Annotated in this window: 19 protein-coding genes; 6 read left to right on the top strand and 13 right to left on the bottom strand. The window is 44.5% G+C overall.

The genetic code is table 11. The features are described from left to right. The first annotated feature begins 22 nt into the window (after positions 1 to 22). Complete coding sequence (bioA, locus tag R7D93_RS07770; RefSeq protein ID WP_225495548.1) at positions 23 to 1,303, top strand: adenosylmethionine--8-amino-7-oxononanoate transaminase; 1,281 nt, start codon at positions 23 to 25, stop codon at positions 1,301 to 1,303. A 64-nt stretch (positions 1,304 to 1,367) separates the two neighbouring features. Here the strand turns inward: bioA and R7D93_RS07765 are convergent, their stop codons facing one another. From R7D93_RS07765 to lrp, 9 genes are all read right to left on the bottom strand, one after another. Further along, positions 1,368 to 1,634 (bottom strand): DksA/TraR family C4-type zinc finger protein, encoded by a 267-nt coding sequence (locus R7D93_RS07765; protein WP_213868364.1) that lies wholly within the window; start codon positions 1,632 to 1,634, stop codon positions 1,368 to 1,370. A gap of 137 nt (positions 1,635 to 1,771) precedes the next feature. Further along, positions 1,772 to 2,215 carry a hypothetical protein gene (locus R7D93_RS07760; RefSeq protein WP_225495546.1) on the bottom strand — a complete coding sequence of 148 codons (444 nt, stop codon included), beginning with the start codon at positions 2,213 to 2,215 and terminating at the stop codon, positions 1,772 to 1,774. Continuing rightward, the gene (locus R7D93_RS07755) at positions 2,190 to 2,858 is read right to left on the bottom strand and encodes an N-acetylmuramidase family protein (RefSeq protein WP_225495544.1); all 669 of its coding nucleotides are present in this window, start codon (positions 2,856 to 2,858) and stop codon (positions 2,190 to 2,192) included. The genes R7D93_RS07760 and R7D93_RS07755 overlap by 26 nt, the downstream gene beginning before the upstream one ends. A gap of 2 nt (positions 2,859 to 2,860) precedes the next feature. Further along, the gene (locus R7D93_RS07750; RefSeq protein WP_225495542.1) at positions 2,861 to 3,091 is read right to left on the bottom strand and encodes a hypothetical protein; all 231 of its coding nucleotides are present in this window, start codon (positions 3,089 to 3,091) and stop codon (positions 2,861 to 2,863) included. A gap of 203 nt (positions 3,092 to 3,294) precedes the next feature. Next, on the bottom strand, positions 3,295 to 4,602 hold the full coding sequence (serS, locus tag R7D93_RS07745) for a serine--tRNA ligase (RefSeq protein ID WP_005378225.1): 1,308 nt from the start codon (positions 4,600 to 4,602) through the stop codon (positions 3,295 to 3,297). A 91-nt stretch (positions 4,603 to 4,693) separates the two neighbouring features. Then, positions 4,694 to 6,049, bottom strand: coding sequence for a replication-associated recombination protein A (locus R7D93_RS07740; protein ID WP_242531367.1), 1,356 nt, complete (start codon positions 6,047 to 6,049; stop codon positions 4,694 to 4,696). Continuing rightward, positions 6,050 to 6,676 (bottom strand): outer membrane lipoprotein chaperone LolA, encoded by a 627-nt coding sequence (gene lolA / locus R7D93_RS07735; protein WP_005388103.1) that lies wholly within the window; start codon positions 6,674 to 6,676, stop codon positions 6,050 to 6,052. A gap of 61 nt (positions 6,677 to 6,737) precedes the next feature. Further along, positions 6,738 to 9,785 (bottom strand): DNA translocase FtsK, encoded by a 3,048-nt coding sequence (locus R7D93_RS07730; RefSeq protein ID WP_213868361.1) that lies wholly within the window; start codon positions 9,783 to 9,785, stop codon positions 6,738 to 6,740. Positions 9,786 to 9,937: 152 nt separating this feature from the next. Then, on the bottom strand, positions 9,938 to 10,432 hold the full coding sequence (gene lrp / locus R7D93_RS07725; RefSeq protein WP_005378234.1) for a leucine-responsive transcriptional regulator Lrp: 495 nt from the start codon (positions 10,430 to 10,432) through the stop codon (positions 9,938 to 9,940). A 156-nt stretch (positions 10,433 to 10,588) separates the two neighbouring features. On the opposite strand from lrp, the gene ald reads away from it, so the two are divergent. Then, the gene (gene ald, locus R7D93_RS07720) at positions 10,589 to 11,713 is read left to right on the top strand and encodes an alanine dehydrogenase (RefSeq protein ID WP_005378241.1); all 1,125 of its coding nucleotides are present in this window, start codon (positions 10,589 to 10,591) and stop codon (positions 11,711 to 11,713) included. Positions 11,714 to 11,806: 93 nt separating this feature from the next. Here ald and R7D93_RS07715 read toward each other — a convergent pair whose 3' ends face one another. Next, positions 11,807 to 13,003, bottom strand: coding sequence for a methyltransferase (locus tag R7D93_RS07715; RefSeq protein WP_213866923.1), 1,197 nt, complete (start codon positions 13,001 to 13,003; stop codon positions 11,807 to 11,809). A 53-nt stretch (positions 13,004 to 13,056) separates the two neighbouring features. Then, the gene (gene cysB, locus R7D93_RS07710; protein ID WP_005378244.1) at positions 13,057 to 14,031 is read right to left on the bottom strand and encodes an HTH-type transcriptional regulator CysB; all 975 of its coding nucleotides are present in this window, start codon (positions 14,029 to 14,031) and stop codon (positions 13,057 to 13,059) included. 313 nt (positions 14,032 to 14,344) lie between these two features. On the opposite strand from cysB, the gene R7D93_RS07705 reads away from it, so the two are divergent. Both R7D93_RS07705 and miaE read left to right on the top strand, forming a co-directional pair. Then, entirely contained in the window at positions 14,345 to 15,109 is a 765-nt protein-coding gene (locus tag R7D93_RS07705) for a hypothetical protein (protein ID WP_005378247.1), read from the top strand. 97 nt (positions 15,110 to 15,206) lie between these two features. After that, positions 15,207 to 15,977, top strand: coding sequence for a tRNA isopentenyl-2-thiomethyl-A-37 hydroxylase MiaE (gene miaE, locus R7D93_RS07700; RefSeq protein WP_213866924.1), 771 nt, complete (start codon positions 15,207 to 15,209; stop codon positions 15,975 to 15,977). A gap of 125 nt (positions 15,978 to 16,102) precedes the next feature. Here miaE and R7D93_RS07695 read toward each other — a convergent pair whose 3' ends face one another. Both R7D93_RS07695 and R7D93_RS07690 read right to left on the bottom strand, forming a co-directional pair. Next, entirely contained in the window at positions 16,103 to 17,731 is a 1,629-nt protein-coding gene (locus R7D93_RS07695) for a methyl-accepting chemotaxis protein (protein WP_017634953.1), read from the bottom strand. A 155-nt stretch (positions 17,732 to 17,886) separates the two neighbouring features. Further along, positions 17,887 to 18,153, bottom strand: a complete 267-nt coding sequence (locus R7D93_RS07690) for a hypothetical protein (protein WP_005388970.1) — start codon at positions 18,151 to 18,153, stop codon at positions 17,887 to 17,889. Between the two features lie 291 nt (positions 18,154 to 18,444). Between R7D93_RS07690 and R7D93_RS07685 the strand changes: the two genes are divergently transcribed. Together R7D93_RS07685 and R7D93_RS07680 are read left to right on the top strand one after the other, a co-directional pair. Further along, positions 18,445 to 19,773, top strand: a complete 1,329-nt coding sequence (locus R7D93_RS07685; protein ID WP_213866925.1) for a sphingomyelin phosphodiesterase — start codon at positions 18,445 to 18,447, stop codon at positions 19,771 to 19,773. Beyond that, positions 19,770 to 20,726, top strand: coding sequence for an ATP-dependent dsDNA exonuclease (locus tag R7D93_RS07680; protein ID WP_225495539.1), 957 nt, complete (start codon positions 19,770 to 19,772; stop codon positions 20,724 to 20,726). The genes R7D93_RS07685 and R7D93_RS07680 overlap by 4 nt, the downstream gene beginning before the upstream one ends. The last annotated feature ends 77 nt before the right edge of the window (positions 20,727 to 20,803 follow it).

Raw genomic sequence — 20,803 nt, 5'->3', positions numbered from 1 at the left:
TAAATTATTATTGGAATCGCACATGGATCTCGCCTTCGACCGCCAGTGTATCTGGCATCCTTACACTTCGACATTGACACCTCTGACCTGCTACCCAGTGGCATCGGCAAATGGTGTTCACATTAAACTGGAAGATGATACTGAGCTTGTCGATGGCATGTCTTCTTGGTGGTCGACGATCCACGGCTACAACCATCCGCACTTAAATCAAGCCGCGCACAAGCAAATCGATCAGGTCTCTCACGTGATGTTTGGCGGGATTACCCACCAGCCAGCAATCAGTTTGTGTAAAAAGTTGCTATCCCTAGCCCCAAGTAATCTTGAACATGTATTCCTTGCCGATTCAGGCTCCGTTGCCGTAGAAGTCAGCTTAAAAATGGCACTGCAATATTGGCATGCAAAAGGCGAACGCCGACCGAAGTTTCTTACTTTACGACACGGTTATCACGGCGATACGTTTGCGGCGATGTCGGTTACCGATCCTGATAACTCAATGCACTCTCTCTACAAAGGCTTTTTGCCTGAGCATATCTTTGCGGAGTCACCAACTTGTGGTTATTGGGATGAATGGAAGCCAGAAGACCTTACCGACTTCGAGCACAAGATTGAGACTCACCATAAAGAACTTGCTGCGGTGATCCTTGAGCCTATCGTTCAAGGCGCAGGTGGCATGCGTATCTACCATCCAGAATTTCTCAAAGGCGTGCGTAGACTTTGCGACAAATACGGTCTGTTATTGATTGCAGATGAGATCGCTACCGGTTTTGGACGCACAGGTAAATTGTTTGCCTGCGAACATGCAGATATTCAACCAGACATTCTGTGTGTCGGGAAAGCACTTACTGGCGGCTACATGACCCTCTCTGCGACCCTCGCGAGCAAACACGTAGCAGACACTGTTTGTGGTGGTGATGCTGGTTGTTTTATGCACGGTCCAACCTTTATGGGGAATCCACTCGCTTGTGCCGTAGCTACTGCAAGTTTGGAATTGATCGAGCAAGGTGATTGGAAGCAACAAACCCAACAAATTGAAACGCTGTTTTCTGAGTTACTACCAAAACTTGAAGAATACGACTTGGTGAAAAACACCCGTTGGTTGGGTGCTATTGGCGTAGTGGAGACGCTTCGCCCTGTGAATATGGAAACCATCCAAGCCTTGTTTGTTGAACACGGAGTGTGGATTCGTCCATTTGGCAAACTGATTTATATGATGCCGCCGTTCATCAGCAAGCCAGAAGATATTGAGAAACTAGTTAACGCGATTGATGCAGCGTTGCAACGTAAAGATTGCTTCGCTTCATAGTTCAATACGAAAACGGTTTGAGTATGAAACTCAAACCGTCTCTTTATTTATTAGAACAGTAAAGCTATCGAAGTTGACTGTCTTTACTCGCCCGTCGATTGAATAATACTTGGCGTTGAGACACCAATTCGATTGTTGACTGACATTCGATACACAAACGAACGCCTTTCATAGCAAAACGACGTGCTTCTGGGATCTCATCACCACACTCATCGCAATAATGGGCGCTTTCACCCCTTGTGATACTGCCACGAACACGGGAAATCTCGTCGTCTATTGTGTTTTGAATTTGTTGGCTGACGCTATCGTCATTTGCCCACCCTACGGCCATAAGCCCTCCTCGTTACTTGAATGAGAAAATCTACTTACCGTGGTAAGGTGGATGATTATATCGATTACAAATAGCAAGATAATTAGGATAAATTCGAAAACACTATTACGTTTTAGTAATAATTACTCTGTAATCGATTATTCGGTACTCTCACGGAAAAGCAATGCAAGGTTACTCCTACTCCCTTCCTCGCATTCAAAATACTGCGTTTGCTCAGGCTCTATCAAAGTAACACTGAGTATCTTCTCTACCTCATCAAACTCCTCGCTAAAGTACTCACTGACTAATATGACGCGCTCACCAATACTAAATTCCAGTGACTTCTCATCTACCAACGCTCGATGATACTGGTCTAATTTAAAGTCCTTTATAACTAAGGATCTTTCAATACTGCTCCCCCCTAAGCTAAGCTCCGACAGTAGAACCTGACTGTTTATGTTTTCTATTGATATTTCTAGACGGTTAGGATGTGAAGCATCACACTTAAATAGCGCAGTATTAGTGTGGCTGGAAGCACAAGCAGATGAACTAAAAATAAGTCCAAGCAAAGAAATGTTACGCAGCATTTTTAATCGAAGCATATTTTTTGTAAGCCTTTTCTAATTTGACATCGTATTGATTTTTCTGATACTCAGAACCATTGTAACCACGAGCAAAGGCAGCCCAATTTTTATCTCTTATATGCTCACCTAAGCCAGACTTTTGGATAAACGTAACAAAAGCCTCAAGTTGTTTCTTCTCCGACTCGAATACAGCTTTAACAAATGATTCAGCGGTAACATGACCAGCTAACTTGAAATTAAAGCCCATAATTTGGAAACGTCCCCAAGATGCGGAGCGGATTGCTGCATTTGAATTCAGTTCAATCGCTTTATTTAAACGTACGTATTCTGAGATACCACCAACATAAAGACTTCGATTCCAATGCCGACTTGAAATACTTGGATGACTGTTATCGTAGGCTCTTGAAGTGAGTCTCGAAAATATATGAGCCTCAAACAAAATCTTTGGCTTACCATTGCTAAAGTAGGCTTCTCCTCGGCTCTCAACTTCAGCTACAGCTTTAATAGCAGCGACTTCGCATCCAAGAGTTTCAGCTACTTTGCTATAATCCAAGTCCGTCAACGCATCTCTTGAGCCAACCAAGGGTAACGTATATGCCACCGCAGTCTCAGGCGTTCGTTTTAAATACTCATTTAGCTTACGATGGCTTCTTCCATTCACATCTATCCTTCCATCTGGCCGAGCCATCCCAACAAGGTTTTTCTGAAAGCTTTAATTGCGGCGACAGTCTTGGAGTTTTCCGGTCTAGAGCCTAGTTTCCCATCCACTTTAAGCTCCTTTACTCCTTTTAAAGAACCAAGCAATTGGTTAATAGACCTTTGTACCGTACGAATATCAGCATCCACATTTTTACCACCTAAACCAACAGAGCCGCTTATTCTTATTGAAGCCATGAAAGTACCTCCTCTTAATATTTTGGAGGAGCTTGTCATGCTCAATGAAGCTTAGAAAAATATCATTAGGGACTGGTTTTTATAATTTAGGCTAACTATGCAATACCTCATCCTACATTTACATAACAACGTATTTTCACTCGACGCAGATAACAAAAAACCCAGCACTAAGGCTGGGTTTTGGTGTTCTAGTGGTTAATGAATTAACCGATGTGCGTTGCGCCCGCCATGTACTTCTGAAGTACTGTAGGGATTGCAATGCGGCCGTCTGCTTCTTGGTTGTTTTCTAGGATAGCAACCATTGTACGACCTACAGCAAGACCAGAACCGTTAAGCGTGTGTACAAGCTCAGGTTTCTTCTCGCCTTTACGACGGAAACGCGCTTGCATACGACGAGCTTGGAAGTCCCACATGTTAGAACATGAAGAGATTTCACGGTAAGTTTCTTGAGCAGGAACCCAAACTTCTAGGTCGTAAGTCTTACGAGCGCCAAAGCCCATGTCACCTGTACATAGAACCACTTTACGGTAAGGAAGCTCAAGAAGTTGTAGAACTTTCTCAGCATGACCTGTTAGCTCTTCTAGTGCGTTCATTGAATCTTCTGGCTTAGTGATTTGTACTAGCTCAACTTTGTCGAACTGGTGCATACGGATCAGACCACGAGTATCACGACCGTAAGAACCTGCTTCTGAGCGGAAACATGGCGTGTGCGCTGTCATCTTAATTGGTAGATCCGCTTCGTCAGAAATCGTGTCACGAACTAGGTTCGTTACAGGTACTTCTGCAGTAGGGATTAGAGACAGTTTACGAGGCTCTTCGTCGTTTACTTTTTCCGCTAAAGGCTCAGTGTGGAAAAGATCTTTACCGAACTTAGGAAGCTGACCAGTACCGAATAGGCTGTCAGAGTTTACTAGGTAAGGTACGTACATTTCTGTGTAGCCGTGCTCTTCAGTGTGAAGATCTAGCATAAACTGAGCGATTGCACGGTGTAGACGAGCGAATTGGCCTTTCATCACGATGAAACGTGCGCCAGTGATCTTAACTGCACTGGCGAAGTCTAGACCGTCGCCCATTTCACCTAGGTCAACGTGATCTTTCAGTTCGAAGTCGTAAGACTTTGGCTCACCCCAACGAGAGATTTCAACGTTGTCGTTTTCATCTTTGCCATCTGGCACTTCGTCTGCTGGGATGTTTGGTACAGAAAGCGTGAATTCGTCTAGTTGAGCCATTACTTGCTCAAGTTCAACTTTCTTCGCATCAAGATCGCTACCTAGCGTACCGATTTGTTTCTTGATCTCTTCTGCGCCTTCTTTGTCGCCAGCCGCCATTTTTTGGCCGATTTGCTTGGAGATGGAGTTACGCGTGGATTGTAAATTTTCTACTTCTACTTGAATGGACTTACGTTGTTCTTCAAGTTTACGAATAGTATCTACGTCTAGCTTAAAGCCACGACGCGCCAGTTTAGCAGCTGTTTCATCCAGCTCTGTACGAAGTAATTTAGAATCCAGCATTGTTAATCCTATGCTTTTTGTTGTGAAATCACGCGCACTTTCCAAGCGTACGCGTTAAAAAAATTTACTGCACAAATGTATCCAAAAACGCCTACTTTTCATAGCGCTTTTGTGGGCTATTTGCGTCTAAAGTAGCCAAGTAATCTAACTTTTCGCCGATTTTGGTCTCTAGACCACGATTTGTAGGCTGATAGTACCTACGATCGCCCATTTCAGGTGGCAAATATTGCTCACCCGCAGCGTAAGCGCCAGGCTCATCGTGAGCATAACGATAATCTGCACCGTAACCCATGTCTTTCATCAAACTGGTTGGTGCATTTCGAAGGTGATGCGGCACTTCATATTCAGGTAAGTTATGAGCGTCCGTGAGCGCTTGTTTCCACGCCACGTATACCGCATTACTTTTTGGCGCACACGCTAAGTACACGATCGCCTGTGCAATCGCACGTTCACCTTCTGCTGGACCAACGCGCGTAAAACAGTCCCACGCGGAGAGTGCCACTTGCATGGCTCTAGGGTCCGCATTGCCGACATCTTCCGATGCTATCGCAAGTAATCGACGGGCAATGTAAAGAGGATCACATCCCGCTGCAATCATACGTGCAGCCCAGTAAAGCGCCGCATCCGGGTTTGAACCACGAATGGATTTGTGGACCGCAGAGATTAAGTCGTACCAGATATCACCTTTGTTATCAAAGCGAGAGACTTTCTCCCCTGCTACTTCCGCAAGCAACTTAAGCGTGATCTCTTTTTCACCTTGCGCATTGTCTTCTGCCATGTCGTAGAGCAGCTCAAGATAATTGAGAGACATGCGAGCATCACCGTTTACCAGTTCTGCTAGGCGGTCTAATACGTTATCAGCGAAGTGTGCGGGTGTATTGCCCAAGCCACGCTCTTTGTCACTGATCGCTTGATTCAGCGCCAGTGAGATTTCATCTTTATCGAGAGACGTTAGCTTGTAGACACGTGCACGTGACAGCAATGCGTTGTTTAACTCAAACGATGGGTTTTCTGTCGTCGCACCAATAAAGGTAACCGTGCCATCTTCGATATGCGGCAAAAAAGCGTCTTGTTGAGATTTGTTGAAGCGATGCACCTCATCCACAAATAAGATGGTGCGGCGGCCCGCCATTTTGTTCTCACGTGCTTTCTCGATTGCAGCACGGATTTCTTTCACACCAGACGTTACGGCAGACACACGCTCTACTTCAGCATTGGCGTAGTTTGCAGCCACTTCCGCTAATGTCGTTTTGCCTGTGCCTGGTGGTCCCCAAAGGATCATAGAGTGAATGTGACCCGCCTCTAGCGCACGGCGCAGTGGCTTACCAGGGCCTAAAATGTGCTGCTGTCCAATATATTGCTCGATCGTTTCCGGTCTCATACGAGCAGCAAGGGGACGAAAATCTTCGTCCCCCGAGAAATCTAATGTGTAATTACTCACTACCAATTAATTCCTTTGGTCATCCACTTCCACACCTTTTGGAATTGTGAATGTGAATCTGTCTGCTTTTGGTTTACCCAGCTTCACGTTGTTAAAGGTGAACAAACCTTTTTGGCCGTCTTGCTCAACCACATTGAAGCCTTTCACCACACCTTTGGCATCAATATTAATCTGGAATTGACCTTGTGTGGAGTCTACTGCAGTAGGAATGAGAGTGAACTGGTCACCTTTTTGAGATATTTTGTAGTTATTCCAATCACTTGCTCGGTTACGCGTTAGCAAAACAAATGGCGTTTGCTCTGTTGCTTGCTCTTGCCAGTAGATGCTCACTTGCTCGATGAATGGGCTGTAGTACCACAATGTCTTACCGTCAGAGACCAATAGGTTCTCATCAGGGAATGTTGTACTCCAACGGAACAGGCTTGGACGGGCAATTTCAACCGTACCTTCTCCTTCCATCACCGTTTCGCCTTCAGGGCTGATAACCTGCTGAGAGAAATCTGCACTAAAGCCATCATTCATAGAAAGGCGTTTGTTTAATTCATCTTTAGGAGACGCTGCGTGTGCAGTAGAGAAGAGGGAAAAGCTTAAAACAAGCGCGGAGAAAAGTTTCGCTGAAAATAGTTTTTTCATTCAGATACCTATTATTAGAACCACTCACCTCAGTTGGACTGAGGTGAGTAACACAAGTTCATTAATCTTTTGGTGGCGCAGGTGCCAGTACTTCACGGTTACCGTTATGACCCGGAGCACTTACGATGCCCTGCGCTTCAAGCTGCTCTACAATACGGGCGGCACGGTTGTAACCTATCTTAAATCGGCGCTGAACACCGGAAACCGAACCTCGACGTGATTGAACCACGTGCTCAACAACTTGATCGAAGAGCGGGTCTACATCTTCATCCGCTTCCATTTGCTCACCTGGCAATAGACTTTCTGGAGTTTGATCTCCACTGATGATCTCTTCAATGTAGTTCGGTTTACCACGCGCTTTCCAGTTGTTTACAACAGCATGAACATCATCATCTGATGCAAATGCACCGTGAACACGAGTTGTATGACTTGACCCCGGCGGTAGATACAACATATCACCCATACCAAGTAGTGATTCTGCGCCGCCTTGATCTAGGATTGTACGAGAGTCCGTTTTAGTCGATACCGTAAACGCAACACGAGTTGGAATGTTCGCTTTAATTAGACCGGTAATAACATCAACCGATGGACGCTGAGTCGCAAGAATTAAGTGAATACCTGCCGCACGCGCTTTTTGCGCCAAGCGAGCAATCAGTTCTTCAACTTTCTTACCTACCACCATCATTAGGTCAGCAAATTCGTCAACAACAACGACGATGTAAGGCAGCTTTTCTAGCAATGGCGGTTCAGTATCCATGCTGTCGCCTTCTTGCCAGAACGGGTCATGAATTGGGTGGCCCGCTTCTGCTGCCATCTTCAATTTTTCGTTGAAGCCCTTCACATTACGTACACCTAATGCCGACATCAATTTGTAACGACGTTCCATCTCGCCCACACACCAACGTAGAGCATTTGATGCGTCTTTCATATCAGTCACAACTTCAGAAAGAAGATGAGGGATACCTTCATAAATAGAAAGCTCTAGCATTTTCGGGTCAATCATGATGAAGCGTACATCTTCTGGGCCTGCTTTATACAGCATGCTCAAAATCATCACGTTCACACCCACCGACTTACCAGAACCTGTTGTACCTGCTACTAGTACGTGTGGCATCTTCGCAAGATCTGCCACCACAGCTTCGCCCGCAATGTCTTGACCTAACACAACCGTTGTTGGTGACGTTGCTTGCTCAAACTGAGGGCTACTGATGACATCAGATAAATAGACCGTCTGACGACTCATGTTTGGCAGTTCCAAACCGATGTAAGGCTTGCCAGGGATTACTTCCACAACACGTACCGCCATCGCAGACAATGCACGCGCTAAGTCAGTTGAAAGACCAGAAATACGACTTACTTTCACCCCCGGCGCCAAATCAAGCTCAAAACGAGTGATCACTGGACCAGGATAAATACCAACCACATCGGCTTTGATTTTGTAGTCAGCGAGTTTGCTCTCTACCAATCGAGCGACCTGCTCTAGCGCATCACGGTCGATAAAGTTTTCACGTTTTTCTGGATGATAAAGCAACTCGAGCGTTGGGAGTGGCTCTTCCGGAACTGGCAAGTTTTCTTCTTTCTGTACCAAAAATGGGTTCTGTGTTGCAGCGACTTTGGCTTGCGCATTGGAAACCATATCTTGGAATGCGGTAACATCTTGGTCGTTGTCTTGGACCTCTTCCACCTCCACTTTTTGAGGTGCAGGTTCAAATGTTGTTGAAGGTGTTGCAACTTGCTGATGAGGCGTTGTTGGCTGTACTTGCTGTGCAGGCTGAGACTCCTCTTCGTCTTCATCATCTAACACATCAAAGTCAGAGATCGTAGGCTCAATATGTTGGCTCGATTCCGTTTGCGCCGTGATGCTATCTAATACAGCAGAATCAATCGCAGGCTCTTCATGTACAGGATGCTCAATACTTGGCTGCTGTACTTGCTCTGCTTCAAATTGTTCGTACTCCGCATAATCTGGTTCAACGCTGATCGGTTCTTCTGTTGCTGTATGTTGCCCTACATAGGAAGAGTAAGTATCTGCAAATGATGGAGCTGCCTGTTCTTCAGTTCCCCAGTCATCTGCTTGTTGCGCCGCTGCTTCAAGCTCTTCTATCGTAACATTCAGTTGCTTGGTGCGTTCCAAGAGCGGATCAACGTTATCAGTGTTAACCGTATGGATAGGTTGTATTTGAGGCTCAGGTTCAGAATAAACTGGCGCAGCATTAACCGTAGCCTTGCGTTGTGGTGGCGTCGGTTCTACCATCGCCTGTTCCGCAGGCTTATCAGGTTTAGCTTGCGGCATATAAATAGGATACTCATGCGCTGGCGCCGACTCTTTCGGTTCATCGACATCGTACGCCGTTAAATGAGGAAGCGGCTCATCATCAATTTCATGGTCTACATTATGTTTAGGCGTAGAGACTTTGTCTTCTACAAACTCATCAAGCTGAGGTTCTAAAACTTCCTGCTCTGAACCTCTTGCCTTATTTGCAAGCGCGGCAATTAGTGCTAACGCACGATCACCAAGCCATTCCACGATGTTAAGCCATGAGATGCCACTGAAGAGCGTAAAGCCCGCTCCCCACAAGAACAGCAGTACCAATGTGGTACCGAGTACATTCAATGTAGGTAAAGCGAGGCTAGACAACACATCCCCGACCACACCTCCGGATGAAAAATACCAAATGTCATCAAAATTAATATCGGCAAGACCGCAACTGGTCATAATAAGGACGACAAGACCGAGCAGCCTTGTACCCCATAGCATGAAATCAATTGGCTCATCTTCTCCTCGTTTACGGCAAATCACCCATGCAGCCGCCGCTAGCAAGAAAGGGATTGGGTAAGCGAGAGAGCCAAATGTGAAGAATAGAGTATCGGCTAGCCAAGCGCCGAAAAGGCCACCAGCATTATCGATATCCCCTCCCCATGCGGTTTGGGACCAAGAAGGATCGGCCGGACTGAAGGTAAATAGTGCAACCGCAAGCAATACCGAGCTAAGAACGCCAACGATAAAGCAGCACTCTTTTAAGCGTTGGAAGCCATTTAAGCGTGAAGACTGGGGCTCTTCACTGGTTTTGATAATGGTTTCGACTTTCTTTGCGTTCTCTTTGAACATAAATCAACTTGAATATGGAAATGAAATAGGAAATTGCAAAACATTCCGAGCGGCATCAAGCCGCTCGGTAAATTGATTTAACCATATCAAGGAGAAAAACCCAATTACTCTCTGGCGAAAGCGGAAGCATATACCGCTTTCTTTGCAAGAAATTAACGAGTTTTGATCACAAGCTGGTTAGATTGTTTCACTTCTTCCATAACAACGTATGTGCGAGTGTCATTTACGCCAGGTAGACGTAGTAACGTATCGCCCAATAGTCGGCGGTAAGCACCCATATCTGATACACGGGTTTTAAGAAGATAGTCAAAGTCACCTGAAACAAGATGACACTCTTGTATGTCGTCTAGCTTTTGAACAGCTGAGTTAAACTGCTCAAACACATCCGGCGCACCACGGTTTAGCGTAATCTCAACGAATACTAATAGTGATGCATCCAGGAACTGCGGATTCAATAATGCAGTATACCCTGTGATATAACCCTGACGCTCTAAGCGACGTACACGCTCCAAACATGGCGTTGGAGAAAGTCCCACACGTTTTGAAAGCTCAACGTTTGAAATACGACCGTCTTTCTGCAGCTCATTAAGAATGTTGCGGTCGATACGGTCTAGTTCCTTGGACGGCTTTTTATAGTTGTCTGCCATTTTTTATTCCACCTTATTACTTCCTTGCAAAAAAATATACTACAACTTTTTAATATTTGGTGCCAAATTTTACAAATCTATAACTATACTAGTTATTAATTCGACAATAACACCCTACTAACAGTTAATACAACCATTATAGAAAGAGGATACAGGATGATCATTGGCGTACCTAAGGAAATCAAGAATCACGAATATCGTGTTGGTATGATCCCAGCTAGCGTGAGAGAACTCATCTCACATGGTCACCAAGTTTTAGTTGAGACCAATGCAGGTGCCGGCATTGGTTTTTCAGACGATGATTACATCGCTGTCGGCGCATCCATTCTCCCTCATGCTGCTGACGTATTTGCGCAAGCAGACATGATTGTAAAAGTAAAAGAACCCCAAGCAGTAGAGAGAGCAATGCTCCGCGAAGGGCAAATTTTATTTACTTATTTACACCTAGCACCAGATTTTCCACAAACTGATGAGCTAATCAAGAGCAAAGCTGTCTGTATAGCCTATGAGACTGTAACAGATAATATGGGTCGTTTGCCACTGTTAGCACCAATGTCAGAAGTGGCAGGTCGGATGTCTATCCAAGCTGGTGCGCAAACGTTGGAAAAATCGCACGGCGGTCGTGGTCTGCTCCTAGGCGGCGTACCTGGTGTTGAACCTGCAAAAGTCGTTATCGTTGGTGGTGGCGTTGTTGGTGCAAACGCTGCTCGTATGGCGGTTGGCCTTCGCGCTGACGTCACTATTCTAGACCGTAACGTAGACACACTTCGTAAGCTTGACGAAGAATTCCAAGGTCGCGCAAAAGTGGTTTATTCTACTGAAGACGCTATCGAGAAGCATGTTCTAGAAGCGGACCTGGTTATCGGTGCCGTTCTAATTCCTGGCGCAGCAGCACCTAAACTGGTCACTAAAGAGCACATTGCTAAGATGAAGCCTGGTGCAGCAGTGGTTGACGTGGCAATTGACCAAGGCGGTTGTTTCGAAACTTCACACGCGACAACTCACGCAGATCCAACTTACATCGTTGATGAAGTGGTTCACTACTGTGTAGCAAATATGCCTGGCGCAGTTGCTCGCACTTCAACATTTGCACTCAACAACGCTACACTTCCATACATCGTGAAGTTAGCAAATAAAGGCTACCGCGAAGCACTTCTAGAAGATAAAGGCTTCCTTGAAGGTCTAAACGTTATTCACGGAAAAGTAACGTGTAAAGAAGTAGCAGAAAGCTTTGACTTGGAATACGTTGAACCAACTCAAGCTATCGCTATGTTTAATTAATGACAAAATAAAACATAACTTGTCACGTTTTGTTTACAAAAGCCCACTCATAAGTGGGCTTTTTCATATAGAGCGTTTGGCTATAAAGAATAACTAAATCTTATATGCACAAATTAAAATATTTCTAGGCGTGACCGATTTAGGGCAAAACTCTGACAATCTAACACGGTAACCACGTTCTTCAAGATAAAGCACTTTGTCTAATGCGAGCCAGATCTCCAACGGACGTTGAAAAACAAGTTGCACTAAGCTCATTCTCTCCATTTGCCAGAAGCGTTGTTCGCTTAACTTTTCAAAATGAGAGAAATCGATTTCTTGAGGAAGAACAATGCCTTTTTGCTCCGCTGCCCAGCGACATAAGGCTTCAAAACCATCACTTAATTGCGACTTACGGATACTCGGCACAGGCTGATACTCTGCCATTCCCAAAGCTTGTCGCGTGATCAAATCAAACCCAAGACGAAACATCATTTCCTGCTGACGATGACGACGCACGCGCTCTCCTCCCGTCACCGTTTGTTGTAATGGGATACGCAGTTCTTGCTTAGACAATGAGAGAGAAGAAGCCCTGCCCGATTCCGACATCGGCTGGTATTGTTCCGACTGAATCAAGTGGTAACAACAAGGTGATATGGTCATCGCAGCAATCCCATTTTCACTGCCGTACTGCATTAGACGAACGTGAAGGTCACCGCATGCATGCAGTGCTACTGCGTGTTGCGTTGGCTTAAACACGGCTTTCGCTTTGCTATCAAACGCGTCGCCTTGAATAAACGTCATCTTCCAATGATGTTCATTGGCTGCTTGTTGCCCCGAATCGCACAGTGCTTGTTGGTATTCAAAGCTGGTTACAGGCTGATCGGTTTGCGTTGTCAGGATTCGCCCCAAGTAACCTTTACCTGAGCACCATTCTAGCCATTCTTCGCCACAGTGTTGTTGAATTGCAGCTTCACCCATCGAGCTAATTTGCTCCAACTTACGTCCCGGAATACCGTTATCTAAACCACGAGCGAGTTCCAAGCCGTTCAACGACAAAAGCTCTAAGTGAGTCAGTTCTGCGAGTTGTTCAAGCTCAGCCAAAAACGGACTAAGTGCTTTTAACGCGAGTTCTGGTGCTGCTTTGTATTCTTCGATTTGAGAGGGAGTAAGAGACGCTAGCCATTGGCACAGTCGAGGATGTTGCTCCTGCCAAGGTAATGATGTGTGAATGCTGCTTTTAAAAGGCTCGAATCGCCACAAAGATTGGTTTTCGATTAAGCAGTCATTAATAAATTGAAATTGCGTTTTCATAGCTCCCCCTACAACGAGCGCATTGTAGAGGGAATCGAAACATCAATGAAGTGTTATCTGACCGGAAGATCGATGTCTTTAAACATCTCTTCGATTTCTGCATTAGACTTCAACGAAATCGCCTGCTCAACCACTGGACGCGTCAAGTGCGGTGCAAAACGCTCCATAAAATCGAACATGTAAGAGCGTAAGAATGTACCACGGCGGAAGCCGATGCTCGTGGTGCTCGCGCCAAACAAATGGCTCGCATCTATTGCAATCAAGTCACCGTCCTGCTCTTCATCCACAGCCATGCTTGCAATCACACCCACACCAATACCCATACGAACGTAAGTTTTAATGACGTCTGCATCAGTTGCAGTGAACACCACTCGCGGGGTTAAACCTTCGCGGTTGAATGCTGTATCCAGCTCTGAACGGCCAGTAAAACCGAACACGTAAGTGACTAATGGGTAAGCGGCAAGATCACTGATCGTTACTTTGTCTTTCTTCGCTAGTGGGTGGTCTTTAGGCACAACTATTGAACGATTCCAGTGATAACAAGGCAACATGATGGCATCTTGATATAAGTGAAGCGCTTCTGTCGCAATCGCAAAATTCGCTGTGCCTTTAGCTATCGCCTCAGACATTTGTGACGGTGTACCTTGGTGCATGTGTAACGACACTTTTGGATAACGAGAAGTAAAACCTTTGATGACATCTGGCAGTGCATAACGAGCCTGCGTATGTGTCGTGGTGATATTCAGCGTCCCCATTTCTGGATGGGTGTGCTCTCCAGCCACCGCTTTGATACTTTCTACACGAGCGAGAATTTCTTGAGAGATACGTACAATTTCTTCTCCAGCTGGCGTCACTTGCGTTAAGTGCTTACCGCTACGTTCAAAAATCTGAATGCCTAACTCGTCTTCCAGCAACCGAACCTGTTTACTGATACCTGGCTGAGAGGTATATAAGCTTTCCGCCGTTGCAGATACATTCAGATTATGGTTTACAACCTCAACAATATACTTCAGCTGCTGCAGTTTCATCGTAATCCCTTACTTATTCATGAGAGAGTTTATTGGCCACTCAAGCGAGCGATATAATAATTAGTTATAACGCGTTCAAATCGAAATGAACAGCAATTTCTAACTTATACCTCAATCACATACTAATAATCTTCAAGCAAGAAACAATATGCACAAAGTTGAGCCAATAAATGACCGAAGTTCTATGATGTGACTTCTATCAGTAACTAAAACGTGGGAGAGACAAAATAATCAAACAAATAAGGTGCCGAGTAAGATAAGATTCATGTATTCTTTAACGCTAGCCGCAGAAAAGTAAAGCAGACGCAAAGATATGAATATTGGTTTAATAATCGCTTTGGTAGCCATCCTACTGGTGTTAATCCTAGGCTATAACATTATGTTGCAATATAAGGTTAAAGTTGAAACCGCAAAAAGGCAGGAATCAGCGCGATATGTAGCCTTGATAGATGGTACTGAAGAGTTGATTGGTCATGCACACCATATCCCTTTTAGTAAAGAGCTGTTGCTGTGTCTAAACAATCGTATTCTTGACGCGCTAGAGAGCATGCATGAGCTGGACCCGAAGAACAAGCAACTTGCTCAACGTATCGAAAATATGAAGCAGCAGATTACGCAGCTAAAAGAGAATGGTCCTACTGGCGAGAGTACCACTTTCAAGATGCCGAGTAGTGATAAACAAGCTATCGTCATGCTTAAGCTGGTTAAACGACTTCGCGACACTATCCGTAACGAGCACAACAAAGGCCGATTGGATACCCAGACTTACGTCACTGAAAATGCGCGCTTGGAAACGATGCAAATTCGCATCAACATTGAAAATGTCATCAAAAGAGCAAACGACTCTATCGCTCGTGGCCAACCAGGCACCGCGCTTCAACTGCTGCGTAAAGGTATCGATGCTTTGAGCACTAAGAGCGATCCTTATTCTATTCAAGCGAAACAAAAGCTTGAAGAGATGTTGGGTGACTTAGATAAAAAGCGCCAAGATAAAAGCGATGCCGAAATGCAGCAGATTGCTGACAAAGAGCGTGACAATGACATGGAAGCACTCTTCGGCGAGAAGAAAAAGTGGTAACATTCACTTCAGGTCAAGAAAGGCTGCAATTGCAGCCTTTTTTCTATCCGCAAGACAACGGATATGCCCAATAAAAATGTGAAGTACTAAAACTAAAATGATGAATCTAGACGCCTATCAAGATCTTCTTGCTCCCATTAACCAATTTCTGCAATGCAGTACACCTGATGAATGGGTAGAGGAAGCAAAGAAACCAGAGAACCTTCAAACCATTTTGTTAGACCACCTACTGTGCGAACTAAAAGCTGGCCAATCTGCCATGTTTTTAATTCGTAAGTATGCCGTTGACCAATCCAGTTCACATGCTCTACTTGACTGGTTTAAGCCCTACGAAGATTTTGCTTACCGTAACGTAGGCTCATTGGAAACTTTAAAAGGCAAGAGCAATATTTCTAAGTCAATCATGGCTAAGTCCGACTCACCATACAGCCAAGATTTGATCGATAAGATGGTGCTTTTGATAAAAGAGGAGTTACACCACTTTTATCAAGTTTTAGAGATCATGGAAAGTCGTGGAATTGAGTATAAAAATATTCCAGCAAGTCGCTATGCTAAAGGACTGATTTCGCATATGAAGACTCATGAGCCGGAAACGCTGATCGATAAACTCATCATTGGTGCGTACATCGAAGCCCGATCTTGTGAGCGTTTTGCCAAACTAGCACCACATATGGATGACGATATCGCAAAGTTCTACATTTCTTTATTACGTTCTGAAGCACGCCATTACCAGGATTATCTTGTATTAGCGGAGCAAATCGCAGGCAAAGATATCAGCGAGCGCATCGCCTACTTTGGACGTATAGAGGCAGATTTAGTTTCTACGCCAGATACAGATTTTAAGTTTCACAGTGGTATTCCAGCCTAGCGAGCATATTCTCCCAAGGTTGAGCATACTCTCAACTTATATAGACAGAGAATAAATAAGCCGGACATTTCGTCCGGCTTATTTATTGTAGCAATGAGGTTAGGAATAAAGCTGAAACACAACAACTAGAGCTGGAATGAACCCATTCGAGTTTTCAAGTTGTGCGCTAGGCTACTAATCTGCTGACAAGCCACAGCCGTTTGTGAAGCTCCCTCAGCCATCTCTGTTGAAGCACTATTAATATGCTCCACACTGCGATTCAGCTCTTCGGATACAGAATTCTGCTCACTGCACGCCGTTGCGATTTGTGTGCTCATTTGCGCTATGTTATCGACAGAATGTTCAATTTCTTTTATCTGGCTATCAGCATCATTAACTTGCTCAACACACTGAGAAATACCCTCCTGACAATCACGGCTTGAATGCCCTATTTTACTGCTGCTCTCTTGTAGCTGATTAACAATTTCCACAATTTGTGAAGTGGAGTCTTGAGTGCGTTGCGCCAGAGAACGAACCTCATCTGCCACAACAGCAAACCCACGTCCTTGTTCACCAGCCCGAGCGGCTTCAATTGCGGCGTTCAGTGCTAACAAGTTTGTTTGCTCGGCAATCCCGCGGATCACATCTACGACCACATTGATATTGTTTGAGCTCGATTCAAGCTCACGTGCCAGTTCATCTGATTCTTGGATCGTATGTGATACACGCTCAATTACTGCGATAGTTTGTTGTAACGTCACCGTTCCTTGCTTTGCCACTTCCGCAGCCGAATAAGCAGAGGTTGCGCCAACTTCGGTATTTTGTGCCACTTCACTTACAGCAGCTTGCATTTCTGTCATCGCAGAAGCCACCGAGCTAAGTTCAATTTGTTGATTTTGCATACCAGAAGCGGTCTGAGAAGAAATAGCACTCACTTCCTCTACTGCTGCCGTTAGCTGAATCGTTGAGTCATTAATCTCAGAAACCAACGAATGTAAGTTTGTTTGCATACCGACAAGCTCTTTGAGCAGCGTTCCTAACTCGTCTTTGCTCAATTCGCTTTCGTCGATTTGATTATTCAATTGACCCTTGGCGATTTTGGAAGCGAATTCCAGTGCTCGATCAACAGGCCCGCAGATGACTCGAGAAAGCAACATGGCAGACATTACCATGACCAATGCGACGACAAGCGCACCAACAGCAGCGCTGTATTGTGTAAATGCCGCTTCACTTTGTACTTCTTCGCCAATCAAATTCACCAACTCATCGTTCAACGCGAGGGTATCATCCAAGCTGCTCAACGCTTTTGAGTAGGTATCGAAACTTGATAAAATTACATCATTTGCACTTTCAGCATCGCCTTGGCTTAGCAATACGTTGTAAGTCTTCGTTTCTTTGATGTATTGATTCCAAGTTTCTTTAAAAACGCTAAAGGACTGCGTTTCACGCTTATTAAGGTCGAGCTTTTCGTATTCTGCAATACCAGCCTGCACATCAGAACGCCATTGGTCGAGGCCTTTTAACCACTCACCAATTTTGGGGTGATTTGCGTTTGGCAATAAAGAGAACTCATCTTTACGCACTTTAGTAATATCAACTTGGATACCTTTCAAAATCGCAACAGAAGGTAAACTTTTATCTGTTAACACTGAGATGTCTTTATTCAGTGTTAACAAACCTTGCACCAACATTACTGACACTAAACCAAACACGGCAAAAACGGTTAAATAACTAACCGATATTTTCTTTACGACACTTAAGTCTTTAATACGCATGCACTTTCTCCCCGCAGCCTTTCCAAACCTCTCACTTAAGTGAAAGCTTAACCTCTAAAACACACTGTTTTTTGCGCTCGATATCATTGAACGCTCTTATATACATCGGCTTGAGAGATCAAATCTTGACCAGTAATTGATAGTTTTATCACATGCTATTTTAGAGATAGGCTCGTATGCTCCGTATTGTGTCTACATCTTTTCATGAGCGCTTCTCGGCGCAGATCCAAGATCTCATCGATGAGCTTTTCTTTCGCATTTATCCCAAAATGCTGGGCATAATTTTTTACTTTTGCTATCTCATTAGGTTGCAAGCGGTACACCTCTTTCTTTAAACGCGCTTCTGCTTCACTTCTAATCAAACCTTGCTCTTGTAACAATTTAATGATGGTTTCATCGGTTGGATTTACTGCTCTAGCCATGGTGCTCCATCTATCAATTTGAGTTCTAGCCATATAGCTAGATGAATGACGCCGCACAACTTATAGAGCAAAGATGACAGCTTGATTGCAGTGAATGCAATTCGTTGACTGTTGGTACTATTTTCCACCGCTTTAACGGCCACACACTCAATATCCCCATTCTCACCATTGAATAAAGATCACATTCTGATAACAATTTTCAGCGCTGGCTTAGATGTCATCCATATTTAACGTGCAAGTAACATTTATAAACAAGAATGATTGCTCTAGTTCAAATGATGGAAAAATAAGATGAAATTTTCGCAGTGGAGCCTTTTATTAAGTAGCTTGATAGCGTTACCCAGCATTGCAGATACCGACGTTTACCTAACGAATAACTCTGATCAACCGTTAACTATTCAAGTAAAACATGAAGGCAGTGATTTGCTTCAATACGGGGAAGAATGGCAACAACATGTGCAGGTACTTGGTCCGTGGGAAACTAAATCTATATTAAGCTTCAACCGCTGGGAGGGCGTGAAATCAAATCAAACTTACCGTTTTGAAACTGTGGTTTCTAGCCCCGAAGGTGAAAGCATAACACTCAATCAAATAATGGAAGGCCATTGGTACAATTCGACCATTGAATACGGCTTATCCGCAGCCGATGTCGAGTTATCTCTCAAAGATGATCGTAACATTCATCGTGCCAACACTAACGCTTTTGGTACGAGAGAAACCGAACTGGCATTTAAGTCAGACAGTACCGCTCGATATGATGATCTTTACTACACCATCACGCCAAGCAAGGTAGCGGAGTCTGTCGACAACGAAGAACAAAACCTTAAGTTGATGACTTATAACATCTGGGCGTTGACGGCTATTGCATCGCACATTAGAGATCGTTACGAACTGATTCCTCAACATGTAAAAGGTTACGATGTTTTGGCGCTGCAAGAGGTGTTTGCCAGCGGCCGTGAAGCATTCTTACGTGAGTTAGCCAAGGAATATCCTTACCAAACAAAGATGTTAGATAAAGAAGGCGTTAATATTCATGATGGTGGCGTAATCATAGTTAGTCGCTACCCTATCGTGAATGAAGCGCAATATGTCTTTCCCGATTGCTCTGGTACAGACTGCTTTGCCGATAAAGGCGTAAATTATGCGGAAATAATTAAAGGTGGTCAGGCTTACCATGTGTTTGCTACCCATACCGCATCTTTCGATACAGACACCGCCCGTGAGTATCGTCAGCGCCAGTTCAAACAAATCCGCGCACTCGCCCAATCTCTTGACATTCCTTCAAGCGAAACTGTGGTATACAGCGGCGACTTTAACGTAAACAAAAGAAAGTTCCCTGGTGACTACCAACAAATGATCGCTAACTTAAGTGCCATAGAGCCTCAGTACTCTGGTTACACGGAGTCAACCTTTGATCCCCGTATCAATAACTTCGCAGGTGAAGCGTTATCAGGTGGCGAAAACGTGGAATACCTTGACTATGTTATGGTGAGTAGTGAATACGGGGTGAAATCATTCAATGACAACCGTGTAGACGTGCCGCGCACAACCGCAGAGAGTTTATGGAAACACTATAACCTTTCTGACCATTTCCCAGTAAGCGCAACAATCAAGCCATGAAGAAAATCGCTTTGATAATAATGTCCGCCATTATGGCGGGCATGATATTTTTAACTTTCAGTCACGATGTTCAAAAAGAAGAGCTCGCTTCCTCTCCTTCCCCTAAGACAAAAAATCAGAGTGTCTCCAGTACATCACCACAAACAAGCAGCATCGTTCCCGATACAGATACTTCACCACAAACAGCTAAGCTCCCTTCCACAGTTCAAATAACGACTGAGCGATTAACTCAACTCAAAGGCAGGAAACTTGTCGCTGAACTTGAGACGTTTTGGCATGAGTGTATGTTGAACCGTAGTTGTGAAGAGCAGATCGCCTTGTTTGAGGCGCATTTATCTTTAGCTCGATTCCAGCTTTTGGCGAACTACCCTCAGCTCAGCAGCCAATGGCAAGAGAGTGTAGGAAATTTGTTATTTGATGAGCAACAATCACTGGCATCGCGTATTGCACAGCTGAAGAACGAAGCAAGAAGCATCTGGGGAGAATTGGCTGATATTGTTTTCGCGGATGAGTTCGCGCTGTACGATTTCAACTTAGAAGCCCAAAAGCTGGACACTCAAAGCCCAGATAACTTTTTGCGAGCTTTCGAGCAACTCACCATTGACTGGCAAGAACATGCAGGTGCTATCGGGCTAACAAGCGACCAGGAAAAATATGAGCGTGCGGTCACCCTGATTCCTAATAGTATAAGCCTACCAGATCGCTTGGCGCTCATCGCAGAGCTAGAACGAACTTACTTAACGAAAGAAGAAACTAAAAACATTCATGCTCGTCAGCAGCAAATTACAGAACAAAAAAAACAAGTCAAAGATTACCAACAAGCATTACAACAACTTGAGTCCAAGCTAAGAACGCAAAGAGCTTCTAGCCATTCAAATTTGTCAGAACCGGAATGGCAAAGCTATTACCAACAAGAAGTCGCGGATTTTCGTCGTGAATTTTTTTCTTCTTAACAATGCGCTTTGACTGACTGGGAACTTAAAAAGGCACGTTGCTAACCAGCCGTCGTGCCTTATGTTCAACTCTCTAC

The organism is Vibrio sp. YT-15, from assembly GCF_033337445.1.
In the GTDB taxonomy this organism is placed as follows: domain Bacteria; phylum Pseudomonadota; class Gammaproteobacteria; order Enterobacterales; family Vibrionaceae; genus Vibrio; species Vibrio alginolyticus.
Note: the sequence above shows the minus strand (reverse complement) of the source record. Positions and strands in the feature narration are given on the sequence as shown.